This window comes from Bradyrhizobium sp. CCBAU 51753, assembly GCF_015291565.1.
Taxonomy (GTDB): Bacteria; Pseudomonadota; Alphaproteobacteria; order Rhizobiales; family Xanthobacteraceae; genus Bradyrhizobium; species Bradyrhizobium ivorense.
The window spans coordinates 7,395,881-7,408,735 of the sequence record NZ_CP030037.1 but is presented as its reverse complement, the minus strand read 5'-3'; the positions used below and the strand labels follow the sequence as shown (position 1 = coordinate 7,408,735).

General features: G+C 64.8%; 10 protein-coding genes. 3 read left to right on the top strand and 7 right to left on the bottom strand.

Going from position 1 to position 12,855, the window contains the following annotated elements:
- Positions 1–24 precede the first annotated feature (24 nt).
- The 3 genes from XH93_RS33815 to XH93_RS33805 all read left to right on the top strand — a co-directional run bounded on the left by XH93_RS33815 (position 25) and on the right by XH93_RS33805 (position 7,182).
- Positions 25–447, top strand: a complete 423-nt coding sequence (locus tag XH93_RS33815) for a hypothetical protein (protein WP_194470797.1) — start codon at positions 25–27, stop codon at positions 445–447.
- Positions 448–832: 385 nt separating this feature from the next.
- A complete protein-coding gene (locus XH93_RS33810) occupies positions 833–2,833 on the top strand; it encodes an autotransporter assembly complex family protein (protein WP_194470796.1) in 2,001 nt (666 codons plus the stop codon).
- The gene (locus XH93_RS33805; RefSeq protein ID WP_194470795.1) at positions 2,833–7,182 is read left to right on the top strand and encodes a translocation/assembly module TamB domain-containing protein; all 4,350 of its coding nucleotides are present in this window, start codon (positions 2,833–2,835) and stop codon (positions 7,180–7,182) included. The genes XH93_RS33810 and XH93_RS33805 overlap by 1 nt, the downstream gene beginning before the upstream one ends.
- 360 nt (positions 7,183–7,542) lie before the next feature.
- Here the strand turns inward: XH93_RS33805 and XH93_RS33800 are convergent, their stop codons facing one another.
- The 7 genes from XH93_RS33800 to XH93_RS33770 are packed head-to-tail and all read right to left on the bottom strand — an operon-like array spanning position 7,543 to position 12,851.
- The gene (locus tag XH93_RS33800; protein ID WP_194470794.1) at positions 7,543–8,403 is read right to left on the bottom strand and encodes a VOC family protein; all 861 of its coding nucleotides are present in this window, start codon (positions 8,401–8,403) and stop codon (positions 7,543–7,545) included.
- A gap of 12 nt (positions 8,404–8,415) precedes the next feature.
- Positions 8,416–9,300, bottom strand: a complete 885-nt coding sequence (locus XH93_RS33795) for a VOC family protein (protein ID WP_194470793.1) — start codon at positions 9,298–9,300, stop codon at positions 8,416–8,418.
- Positions 9,297–9,980, bottom strand: coding sequence for a TetR/AcrR family transcriptional regulator (locus XH93_RS33790; protein WP_139864336.1), 684 nt, complete (start codon positions 9,978–9,980; stop codon positions 9,297–9,299). Before XH93_RS33790 ends, XH93_RS33795 begins: the two co-directional genes overlap by 4 nt.
- A gap of 1 nt (position 9,981) precedes the next feature.
- Entirely contained in the window at positions 9,982–10,296 is a 315-nt protein-coding gene (locus XH93_RS33785; RefSeq protein WP_139485226.1) for a non-heme iron oxygenase ferredoxin subunit, read from the bottom strand.
- Between the two features lie 8 nt (positions 10,297–10,304).
- Positions 10,305–11,066 (bottom strand): SDR family oxidoreductase, encoded by a 762-nt coding sequence (locus tag XH93_RS33780; protein WP_194470792.1) that lies wholly within the window; start codon positions 11,064–11,066, stop codon positions 10,305–10,307.
- A gap of 13 nt (positions 11,067–11,079) precedes the next feature.
- Entirely contained in the window at positions 11,080–11,565 is a 486-nt protein-coding gene (locus XH93_RS33775) for an aromatic-ring-hydroxylating dioxygenase subunit beta (RefSeq protein WP_194470791.1), read from the bottom strand.
- Between the two features lie 14 nt (positions 11,566–11,579).
- Positions 11,580–12,851: an aromatic ring-hydroxylating dioxygenase subunit alpha gene (locus XH93_RS33770; RefSeq protein ID WP_210340417.1), complete on the bottom strand. Its 1,272-nt coding sequence runs from the start codon at positions 12,849–12,851 to the stop codon at positions 11,580–11,582.
- Positions 12,852–12,855 lie beyond the last annotated feature (4 nt).

Genomic DNA, 12,855 nt, shown 5'->3' with positions numbered 1-12,855 from the left:
GAGGGGGCTGCAGTGATGCGATGCATGATCCGATCCGTCGTGCTGGCGCTTGTGGCAATCGTCCTGGCGGCCACGCCATGCGCCGCGCAGGCGACCGGCCACGTCCAGGTCAAGTTCGTCAAAGCGGCTCTCGTCGTCGGTGGCGGCGGCGGGAGCGGCACGCTGACCTACCGTGGACGGCACTATCGGTTCATCGTGTCCGGCTTCAGCCTCGGCATAAGCGCGGGCGCCTCGGTGACCTGGCTGGAAGGCACTGCCTCAGGCCTCAGGGAGGTCAACGATTTCGCCGGCAGCTATACGCTGGTCGGGGGAGGCGGCGCCTGGGCCGCCGGCGTCGGCGGCGTGAGCATGCGAAATGAACACGGCGTTCTGCTTACGCTCAAAGGGCCGAAAGCGGGGCTCGAATTCGCTGCAAATCTGGGCGGACTTACCATCTCGCTGCGGTGAGTTCCGATGTGGACGCTCGCGTCGCAAGACGGTCTGGGAGAACCCAATCACGGAATGCCGTCCAAACGCCACAATGCCATCGCGCTGCGCGCTGCTCTTCGGATGAGGAACACGTTTTGAAGAGTAATTTTTTCGGCGAGCGTACTTGAATCGCGGAGCTTTTTTGAACGTCGCGGTCTTTGTTCGATCAATAGAGGATTACGAAGGCGATTTTATTGATGCCCTACATTGTCCATCATGATGTTTATCAATTTCACGTGTGGTGCCTGTTGAATGCGGAGACAGGGGATCGCCGGACCCAAGTTGCAAAGACCCGGGTTGCGTCAACAGGCGAGTGCGGAGCGGAACCATCAAGCAAATCGTGGTGCGACGATGCCTGCCGCTCTTGTCGGGGCAGGCATGGCGAAGATATTTCAGCGCTGCGGCGGGACGCATTCTGCATTTGGCTTGCGTGGCTGTCGCCGGTTGCTCGCTGTGCGAGCAGGCTCACGCGCTGGATCTCTTTGGCCTCTTCGGTTCCGACGATCCGCCGCCGGTCAGCGCCACGACACTGTCCTATCGACTGGAGATCGAAGCCAAAACGCCGGACGGCAAGAGCGATAGCGACGCCGAGCAGGTGTTGCGCGATGCCTCCGGCACCTATCGCCTTCGACAGGAACCGCCGCCGGACGGCGAAGGCCTCGCGCGCCGCCTTCAGGCTGATATCAATCCGCTGCTCGATGCCCTTTGGGGGCTTGGTCATTACAACGCTGAGATCGATGTCACGGTGGATGGAGTTCCAGTATCCCTCGATGAGACCGGCCTCGCCGCCGCAGCGCGTCGCGCCGACACCTTTCGCAATCGAACGGTCGTTCCCATCAAGGTTGCTGCGCGACTCGGCCCGTTGTTCAAGCTGCGCACCGTCGAGGTGGACTACTCGCGCGACCAGGCGCCGCATGGGTTGCCGCGCCGCGCCTTTGCGCTGAGATCCGGCGATCCAGCGATCTCGGCCGACCTGCGCGCCGCGCAGGTGAAGCTTGTTGACTGGTTCCGCAGCAACGGACATCCGCTTGCGAAGATCGCCGACGTCAAGGCCACTGTCGATCATGCGGCCGCCGCGATGGACTTTCGGCTGCGGGTCGAAGCAGGTCCCAAGGCCGGCATCGGCGCCGTGACGATCTCGGGCGGAGACGTCGATCCGCGAGTGGTGGCCACGCACGTCTATCTGAGGGAAGGCGAGCCCTACTCGCCAGAGCGGCTTGCCTTGACGAAAACCTCGATCGCCAAGATCCCGGCCATCGGGGGAATTCGCGTCCGTGAGGCCGACAAGCTCGATGCCAATGGCAATCTGCCGGTCTTCATCGATTTGGCGGAAAGGCCCAGGCACGCGGTGGGCCTCTCGGCAAAATATTCCACCGTCGATGGTCCCGGCATTGCAGGCTATTACGAGGATCGGAACATATTCGGCGGCGGCGACCGCCTGAGGCTCGAGGCATCCGCTTCGCTCCTGCAACGGATCGACGGCACGTCCTTCACCGGCTTCAACAATGTGCGCGCCTCGGATTTCGGCGCACGGTTTACCGGTACCTTCATCAAGCCAGGCTTGTTCGGGACGGCCAACGATCTTCTGATCGAGGCCACTGCGTTCCGCGAGCGTGTCGGCAACAACGACCTCGGCGGTTACACTGACGACACGGTGCGCGGCACGTTCGGCGTGATCCATCGCTTTTCGGAGGCGGCTTCGCTGCAGGCCGGTCTTCAGGTCGAGCAATCGAAATCGCAGGACGTACTGGGGCGCGTCGATGCGACATTGATTGGCTTCACGGCGACCGGCCGCTACGACACCACAGACAATCCGCTCGATCCCACGCGCGGTGCGCGCCTCTCGGCGACTGTCAATGCCTATCCGAAGCTGATGGGTTCCACGATCGATCTGTTCGAAGCGCGGGTTGCGGGCTCGGCCTATTATGCGATCGACGAGCAGGCCGACTACGTTCTGGCGGGTCGGTTGGCCGCAGGCTCGCTTGCGGGCGCGCCGCTTTCCGAGATACCGGATGCGCATCGCTTCTTCGCTGGCGGCGGCGGATCCGTGCGCGGCTACGGCTTTAACACCATTTCGCCGATGATGTTCGGTCAAATCACCGGTGGTCGCAGCCTGATCGAGGGCTCCGCCGAAGTGCGGGTGAGGATCACGCCCACCATCGGGCTCGTGCCATTCTTCGACTTTGGCACCGCCTCCCGATCATCGCTGCCAGGCTTCGACAACTATGTGGGCTACGGAGCGGGACTTGGCTTGCGTTATCTCACACCGGTCGGCCCGATCCGCCTCGATGTCGCGACACCGTTGAACCCTCGCCCAGGCGACAGCCGTTACGCGATCTATGTCAGCATTGGGCAAGCTTTCTGATGCGCATCAGTCGGCCGTTCATCATCGGTTCCGCCGTCGCGGCCCTGGGCCTCGTCGCTGTCGCGGTGCTCGGCGTCGTGCTCTACGGAATGCTGGTGCGAGGCGGAGAGAACCAGCAGGACGTGTTGGCAGGCCTCGTCTCGCGGACGCTCTCGACGTCGGCGACCCAGGTCCATGTCGGCGCCGTCGATGGTGTGCTGTCCTCGGATGCAACGGTCCGCGACGTTAGCATCACCGACAAGGACGGAGTCTGGCTAACGCTCGACAAGGCGCGCCTCGTCTGGCGACGCAGCGCACTGCTGCTGGGGCGACTGGAGATCGACCGCCTTGAGATTGGTACGCTCGAGATCAGGCGAAAGCCGCTGCCGTCCGATCAACCGGTCGCGGAGTCCGATCAGCCGATCCTGCCGGACCTTCCGGTGAAGGTGCAGGTGAAAGCTTTCGACCTGCATGCCCTGACGCTGGGACAGTCCATTCTGGGCGAGGGGCTGAAGGTCAGGGCGACCGGCAACACCGAACTCGGCTCGCCCTCGGAAGGGCTCGTATTCAATCTCGACGCCACCCGCCAGGATTTTCCTGGCCGCTTCAAGGCCGCTCTCGCTTACGTTCCACAGGGAAATGCACTCACGCTCAACGTCACGCTCGACGAGCCCGCGCACGGGCTCACATCCAAGCTCGGCCATCTGCCGGGCGAACCGCCTGTTTCGTTCGCGCTCGGAGGCCGGGGCACGCTCGACAGCTTTCGTGGTGCCTTGAAGTTGCAGGCCGGCCCCACGATCGATGCGACCGGCACGATCACGCTCGATCGGGAAGGGAGCGGCCGCGTACTCGCAACCCGGCTTTCCAGCCATTTCGGGCCGCTGCTGCCGGCGATTGCCGCGCCTGTCTTTGCCGGAGAAACCAATCTCGAGAGCATGACGCGTATCGGCGACGATGGAAGCGTTGCGCTGAATGGGCTGACGCTCACAAGCCATCTTGCGCAGCTCGATGCGAAGGGTCTGCTCGGGGCCGACAAGATGATGGATTTCGCGGCGTCTATCCGCGCCCTGCCAAGCAACGGTGAACTGACCGAAACCGACCAGGGTTCTATCCGCAGCCTCGTCTTCGACGCGCGCGTCAACGGCCCCCTCAAGGCTCCCACGGGCTCGGTCAAGCTCGCGCTGTCGGGCGCTCGTCTGCCGGACGCAGGCGTCGACACGCTGGACGCTTCCGTCACGGCTGTCCCGCGTACCGAAGCCGGCGATCTTGCAACGCGTATCATTCTGGACGCGAACCTGCGCGCCTCCGGCATCGCGCCGCGCGATGCCGGCCTGGCAGCAGCGATCGGCAGCACCGCATCGCTCGTGCTGCACGGCGACACAGATCTTGGCGGCAACGCCAGGATCGAGCGGCTGGAGATCGGCACGTCCACGGTTCAGGCCACCTATACAGGTAACGTCAGCGCCGATCGGCTGCATGGCCGTGCAACCGGGGTGCTGCCAGACCTCGGCTACTTCGCCGACCTTGCCGGACTGAAGCTTAAGGGCTCGGCGGCGTTCGGCATCGATCTCGACGCCGACCTCCAGCATGGCGGCTTTGACGCCCGAATGTCAGGCACCGGCGAGGGGCTTGCGACGGGACTTGCGGCGCTGGATGGGGTCGCAGGGTCGCGGCTCGCACTCACAGCCGATGTCTCTGCCGATGGCCGCGACACCTACACGGTCCGCGAAATTTCGCTCGACGGCGCGCACATCGCGGTTCGCGCCAAGGGAACGGTGGCACGCGAGACGAGTGACCTGTCGGCTCACGTGGACCTTCCCTCTCTTTCGGCAGTCGATGCGCGCCTCACGGGTGCTGGAGTTCTCGACGTCGGCCTGACCGGCGGGCTTGCGCGTCCCGGCGTTTCGTTCGCGGCTTCGGTGGATCGCGCCACCGCCATGCGGCGCCCCATTGCGCACCTTGAGCTCGCCGTGACGGTCAACGACATCAACGGGCCCTGCGCCGTCGACGCCAGGCTCGATGGCTCCGTCGATGGCAAGCCAGCGCGTGGCGTTGTCCAAGTCAGCCGCCGATCGCCGGATCGTGACGATCGCGAAGCTGCGGCGTTTGCCGGATGGGACGCAAAGACCCTCGACGTCGAGATCGGCTCGGTTTCGCTGAAGGGCGCAGGAACGGTTGACACACAGAATCTGGCACGCGGACAGGTTCGCTTCGCCGCGGGGGCGCTCGCCGACCTTTCGCCGCTCGCGCTCGCAGAACTCGCCGGTTCGGCCTCACTCGACCTTGCCGCTTCGGTCGATGGCGGCCAGCAATCCGTCCGTCTCGTTGGCAAGGGCGCCGGAATCCGTGCCGCCGGTGCAGCCATCCGCAGCTTCGATCTGCGTGCCGATGGCGCCGATCTCTATCGCCATCCGGTGCTCTACGCGGATGCCAAGGTGAACGGTGCCGCGTTCGGCGGTCAGACCGTCTCGAACATCATGCTGACGTCCAAGGGTAACGCCGATGGGAGCACGATCGTTCTCTCCGCCAAGGCTGCTGGCTTCGATCTCGATGCCGCAGGCGCTTTGGCATCATGGGATCGGACGCGGTTCGATCTCAATCGCTTCACCGCACGGCGAGGCGCCCAGGCGATCGCGCTGCAGGGGCCAGCTAGCTTCACGCTCGACGATGGCACAGTGCTGATCGAGCATCTGGCCCTCGGGATTGGAAGTGGCCGCTTCACGGTCGACGGCAAGGCGGGCAAGGCGCTCGACCTCAAGGGCGTGGCGAGCGCGATCCCGCTCGGCGCGGCCGATGTCGTGATGCCGGGTTTGGGCCTCGCCGGGACCCTCGACGCTTCGGCCAGAATCGCCGGCTCCGCGAGCGCGCCGGTGGGCGAGTACAAGGTGGCCGTCAAGCAACTCACGGCGCCGCAGACCAGGAACGCGGGCCTGCCGCCGATCGACGTTGCCGGGGATGGGCGGCTCGACGGAAGCCGCGTCAGCCTGAACACCACGGTTGCCGCAGGAAAGGCCGGCGCGATCACGGCGTCGGGCATGGTGCCGCTCGACGCTGCGGGTCCTATCGCGCTGACCGCGAAGGGCCGTGTTGATGCTGCTGTCGCCAATGCCGCGCTGTCCGCCTCCGGCCGCACGGTGTCCGGCACCGTCGCGCTCGATGCCCGTATCGGCGGCACGCGCGCCAAGCCCCAGATCGGTGGGGTCGCTACCTTGAGCGGAGGGGCCTTCCGCGACAGCCTGCTCGGCACGCGCCTCGATGGCATCGAGGCGAAAATCACCGCCGAAGGAGAGCGGATCGTGGTGGAGCGCCTGGCCGCGGCGACGCCCAACGGCGGTACGTTGTCCGGCTTCGGCCAGGTGCGGCTCGCACCGGATGCAGGCTTCCCAGGCACGGTCTCGATCCGCGGCCAGCAGGCGACCCTCTCCGCCAGTGCTCTGGCAACCGCTCAGGCCAATCTCGCCCTCGACGTCACGGGCGCCCTGGCGCGCGATCCGCGGATCGCCGGTCGCATCGACTTGACCCGCGTCAATGTCGATATTCCCGATCGCCTCCCTTCGACGCTCAAGCCGATCGACGGCGTCGACCATGTGAACGCCTCTGGCCAGGCGGCCGCCCGGCTCGCGGCTGTGCGGAAGGTCGAGGCGCTGAAGGGCAACAAGGGGCGCGCGGCGCTCTTCAACGCCGCGCTCGACGTGGCGGTCTCGGCGCCGAACCATGTCTTCATCCACGGTCGCGGAGTGACCGCGGAACTCGGCGGCTCTGTTCATGTGGGCGGCACGACCAACAGTCCGGTGACGAAGGGCGCCTTCTCGCTTTACCAGGGCCAGTTGGTGGTGCTCGGTAAGACCTTGACCTTCACCAAGGGCAATCTCTCCTTCAACGGAGATCTCGCGCCCGAGCTCGATTTCGCGGCAGAGCTAAAGGCCTCCGATATCACGGCACAGGTCGGAATTTCGGGACCTGCAGCCGCGCCAGTCTTTGCCTTCCACTCGCAGCCCGAGCTGCCGCAGGACGAGATCCTATCGCGCATCCTCTTCCAGAAAGCCTCGGGCAGCTTGACGAGCTCGCAGGCCTTGCAACTCGCAGGGGCGGCGGCTCAGTTCGCAAGCGGTGGTGAGGGGACCGTGGACCGCATGCGCCGCTCGCTCGGGGTCGACAATCTGGACGTGGGCGCCGGGGCGAGTGGTCCAATGGTCGGCGCGTCGCGCGCGATCGGCGACAGGCTGAGCGTGGGTGTGCGGACGGGCGCGAGCCCTAGCCAGTCAGGAGTGTCGGCCAATGTCGACGTGACGCGCCACATCCGCGTCGAGTCGGATGTCGATGCGAAGGGCTCGACATCCGTCGGGGTCGGCACGCGATTCGAATGGTAAGGCGAGAGCGACTTCTGCGACCGATGCCGCCGGTTCCATGTTCGATAACGCACTTGCGCGCCCGATACTAAGATCGCGACCTTTAAAGGTACGTCGCGATATGAGCTGAACTCGCTACCGGGCTCGTGGACTGCGTTATGCGAAGGATTGGATGAGATATCGCAGGTTTGGTTAGTATATGGAAAGGCGGTAGCGTTCCCCCGCTACCAAGCCTGCGATTTTGTACGCCAGACTACGATTTCCTGCGATTTTGTCGTTTGCCGGCGCTCCAATGGCGAAGCTTAGACCGAGCGCCTCGGGTACCTCGCATCGAGGCGCAAATCCCCTGCAACTGATGCCGAGAACATTCGCGCGATTATCTCACGTGCTTGGCAGAGCCATGCCGGCCGGCCTGGAGCCCCACATGCAAAAGCTGGTTGGCTCGAAGCCGAATTGCCGGGGTCGGTGCGTTGCCTCATCCTCGATTTCATCGACCCCCACCGAATACTCGAAGATCATGCCGTCCGGTCCCCTGAAATAGAGGAAGCGGGCACCCGAGGTCGGATGCCGCCCCGGACCGAATACGATCGGCACGCGCTTGTCGTTCAGGAAGTAGTAGGAGCGCAGCACGTCGTCGCTGCTCTCGACCTGATGATTGATGTGCTGGATGCCGGCCTGGGGCGCGCGGACCAGCGCGATAGTGTGATGGATGGTGTTGACGCGCATCAGCGGGATGTCGCCGATGCGGTCACTGACGCGGGCGTTGCAGACCTGGGTCCAGAACCGCTCATCGCGCGCGGGATCGGTCGAGTTGAGGCCGACATGACTGAAGCCGGTGATGCCGGCGTCGCGGCTCGCGAAGTAGCGGCGGCCGCTGCGCTCGGGGCGAACCACCAGCTCGATATGATTGCCGGTGGGATCGCGGAAGCCGATGAAGGATTTCACCTTGCGCCGTTCGGTTTCCTCCGCGGTGCCGGCGTGGACGGCGTGACCGAGCACTTCGAGGGTGGACGCCGCATCCTGCAGGCTCGCCTCGTCTTCGACCTCGAACCCGACCGTCTGCTGCCTCGGGTCGCCCTCCGTGTAGCACAGCGTGTGCGCGCGCGCGTCGGACCGCAGGTAAAGATCAGCCTTGCCACGCCCGGCGATCTGCAGGCCGAGGCAAGTGGTGGCGAATTGCTCGGCCTGCTCGAGATCCGCCGAACCGAGGCGGACATAGCTGACGTCCTTCAGCTGGATCATGCATCTCTCCTGTTAGCGCTGCGTACTCAGTTCGGGGACATCCTTGCTTTCGCTGCCCCAGTTGCAGAGCGAGGTGGGATCAAGCGGAAACTGCCGGGGCGGTCGCGCATTGTCGCCGATCTCGGCCATGCCGCTGACATAGGACAGGATCAGTCCGTCGGGGCCTTCGACATGCAGGAAGATCTGCTGCGAGGCGGACTGGCGGCCGGGCCCCTGCACGATCTTCACTTGGTTCTCCTGCATGAAGTAACTGTTCTGCATGATCTGATCGAGCGACTCCACCTCGAAGGCCGCATAGAGCAATCCGTTGCGCGGCGACGGGTAGAGCGCGATGCGATGATGCAGGACGTCGATATGCAGATAGGCGATATCGCCGACCCAATCCGTCACCTCGGCGCCGAGCAGGCGCCAGAAGGCGAGATCTCTGATGTGGTCGGTGCTGCAGAGGCCGATGCCCTGGAACTGCACGATGCCGGCATCGCGCGGCGGAAAGTAGCGCCGGCCGCTGCGGGTCGGCCGGGTCACGAGATCGATCCGATTGCCGGATGCATCGCCGGCGAGCAGGGCGGACTGCACGTAACGCCGCCGGCACTCGTCTGCGCTCGCCGGTCTCGCGGCGAAGCCGTGTGCGCTCAGCCGCCCGCCGATTGCCTCGAGCGCGGCGTCGTTCCAGACCTCGATACCGATGCTGGTGCCGCCGTCGTGATCGCCGCTCAGGCTCAGGGTTCGGAAGCGATCGTCGGAGCGGAAGGAGAATTCGCCGTCCTGACCGATCACCTTCTGCAGCCCGAAGATATCGGAGACGAAGCGCGCGCTGGCCTGCGGATCGCCGACGGCGTGACGAACGTAGCAGACGGAGGTGATCAGTGGATTCGATCCGTTCAAGACGGCGTTCATCGCAGCCGCCCTCGCTTCTGCTCGGCTTCGAGGAAGACCCTGATCATCTGCCGCCATAGCCCGAACAGATGATCGAACCACTTCGGATCGTTATCCCAGAGCGTACGCAGCGCCATGCCACGAACCACGCCGAGGGTCAGCGCGACGACGTCGGCCGCGACGGTTGCTGGAACCCCGCCGGCCACGAGTGCTTCGGCCCAGGCCGCCTCGACGGGACGGCGCGCTCTGCGCGAGATGTCGAGGATCTGCTTGCGCACGGCTTGGTCGGTGGAGGTCGAGAGCACGATATCGATCGCCACCATGAAGTGTTCGCTGAAGAAGAACTCCCTGGCGTCCGCGATGACAGCCTCGATCAGGTCGCGCGGCCGGTTGACCGCGGCGGCGCGGCGCCGGCTGACGATCTGGGCCTGCTCGAATACATATTCGAGCGTGGCGACGACGAGCGCGTCCTTGGTCGGGAAATGATGCAGCTGGGCGCCGCGGGACAGGCCGGCCTCGGCCGCAACCTCGGCCGTTCTGAACCGCGCATAGCCGCGGCGGCGGATCAGATTGGCCGCCGCCTTCAGAATACGCAGACGGGTTTCCGCCGTCCGTTCGGCCTGGGTGCGTCGGCGCGGCGGCGCCAGCGGGCGGCGGGCGGATTTGAGCGGAGTGGGCGCGTGGTCAGGACGGCGGGCCATGTCACACCTCGATCTGGACCCGCCCGTCCACCACCGTGACGGGATATGTCTTCAGGGGAATCTCGCAGGGCATGCCGGTCGGTTCCCCGGTGGTGACGTCGAATGTTCCGAAATGGAAGGTGCATTCCACGATCTTGCCGGTGATGATGCCTTCCTCCGCCAGCGACGCCTCGCCATGGGTACACATGTCAGCGGTGGCGTAGATCGTGCCGGCCACGCGATAGAGCGCGACGTTGGTGCCGTCGGGCAGGGGCGCCTGCTTGATCTCGCCTTCGATGACCTCGTCAGCCGTGCAGAGAATAATCGTTTCAGCCATCGCGAACCCTACAACATGGTGCTGCCGCCATTGACGCTGATGACCTGGCCGGTCACGAACGACGCTTCGGCGGAGGCGAGATAGGAGACCATGGAGGCGACCTCCTCCATTTCGGCCGGACGGCCCATCGGTATGACGCTGACAAACTTGGCGGCGAGCGCGGGATCGCTCTTCGTGATGGCGACCATTTGCGGTGTGTTCACCGCGCACGGGGCAACCGTGTTCACGGTGATGCCGTCCCTGGCGAACTCGCGCGCCATGCCCGTGGTAAGGCCGTGCATGCCGCCTTTGGCGGCGTTGTAGGCGGCATGGTCCCACAGACCGTTGCGCACGGAGTCGGCACCGAGATTGACGATGCGGCCATAGCCCTGCTTGCGCATCGGCGTGACCGCATACCAGGAGCACCACAGTACGGTCCACAGATTGCGGTCGATCGTGGTTTTCAGCGTCTCCGGCGTGTGCTCTGCGAACGGCCTGATGATGCCGCCGCCGGCATTGTTGACGAGGATGTCGAGGCGGCCGAACCGCTCGGCCGCGAGCCGGATGGTCTTCTCGGCGACATTCTGATCGGAGAGATCGCCCGCCTGGGTCACAACCTCGGTGTCGAACCGGCTGGCGAGATCGGTTGACGCCTGCTGCAGCCCGGGCTCGTCGAGATCGGCCAGCACGAGTTTGGCGCCGTCTCGCGCCAGCCGCTCCGCGATCGCGAGGCCGATGCCCTTGGCGGCACCTGTCACGACAGCAATGTTGTTCTTGAGCTTCTTGTCCACGACTGAACGTTCCCTAGAGGATGATGCTGACGCGCCCCTGCGTGCGCAGGCCTTCGCTGTCGAGCAGGCAGCGTTTCTCCCTGATCCGCAGCCGGCCGTTCTCGGCGACCAGCCGGTAGCGGTTGCTGCCGAAATAGGTGTCGGTGATGCCGTCCTTGGTGCGGTAGGTGATGAAGGCGGCGGCGACCTCCATCTCGTTGTCGCTGCGGCCGCGAATCCGTACATTGCTAACGAGATGCCGCGTCCGTGAACGCGGGAACTCGGCATGCGCGGTCCGTTTCATCAGACGCTTGACCCGTTCGCTGAGGCGAAAGCGGTCGTCGGCGACATAGAACAGGTTCTTGTCGGGCGAGGAGTCCGCGGGAACGTCGGTCGACGGCACGTAGTAGATCGCGTCGTCCGTGAACAACTCGAGCCATTCCGGCAGTCGCCACTCATCGAGCAGCTCGGCCTCGGCGAACAGGAAATCCTCAACGTCGGCCCGGGAGATATTCTGCATGAGTCCCTCCCGGCTCAAGCAGATGCCGCGAAGACGTGCTTGTTCCAGTTCGACCAGAACGCGCGCATCTGCAACTCGTCGTCATAGGCCGGTGTCGCCTTGCCCATGCCCTTGGAAATGTCGTTCCACTGCGCCTCCGTCGCGTTGCGAAAGCCGCGCTGGCACTGCTCGAGTGCCTCGACGTCGTCGGGCGTGGCAAAGCCGCCGGGGCCGAGGAATTCGAGGAAGTTGAACAGGCGATATTTGCGGGCCCAATCGGTCTCCTCCTTAGGCGCCAGCGCCCAGGCGCTCACGGTCATGAAATCGGGCGCATGTGGATAGTAGGTGCGGATCGTCACGGCCATGATGTCGTTGACGACGAGGTTGGGAAATACGAACAGGTTGCGGTTGTAGAGCGCGATCCGCCTGGCGCGCTCCTCGCCGAAGCGGGTCACGAGCCCCTGATAGAGGCGGTCGATCTCGCGTTTGCCATCATCGCCCCACATCGGAACCCATTGTGCGACCGGCCGCCCCCATGGCGCCTTGTACTCCAGCACCGCATGTCCATTGCCGAGATCGCGCGCAGCGCCCTCCAGCGGCACCGGTGCGAGCCCGCCATTGGTGGCCTTGAGGTAATCGAAATAGGTCGCGTGGGTGGTGAGTGCGTGATAGCCGTCGATCGAGTTCTCGGTGAGCAGCTTCCAGTTGGCGCGCATGGAGTATTCCTGCGTGCCGCCGACGATGGTCATGCCCATCTCGGCCTGGTCGGCGATGACGTCGAGATATTCCTTGACCGCGCCGAGATAGCTGTCGAGCGGCTCCGCGTTCTTGTCGAAGCAGACGAAGCAGAAATCGCGATAGGTTTCGAACCTCGACACCTGCTGCATGTTGGAGGTGCTGCGCTCCTTGAAGTCGGGCGCGTAGGACGCTTCGCCCGGCTGGCTGCGCAGCGCGCCGTCGAGCCCGAACACCCAGCCGTGATAGAAGCACTGGAACGACTTTGCGTTGCCGTGCTTCTCGCGGCAGACCTGCGCGCCGCGGTGCGGGCAGGTGTTGAACATCGCGCGCAGCGACCCCTTGGCGTCGCGCGCGAACAGGATGCTGCGTCCGCCGACCTGGCGGGTGACGAAGTCGCCAGGCTTGGGCAGCTCCGAGGCGTGGCCGAGATAGAGCCAGCATTTGTCGAAGATGCGGGTGCGCTCGGCCTCGAGAATGTCGGGATCGACGAAGGCCTGGCGCGACACCTTGAAGATCTGCTTGCTCTCGTCGACCATCAACGCGGTGTTCATTCGCTGGAATGCATTCATTGCC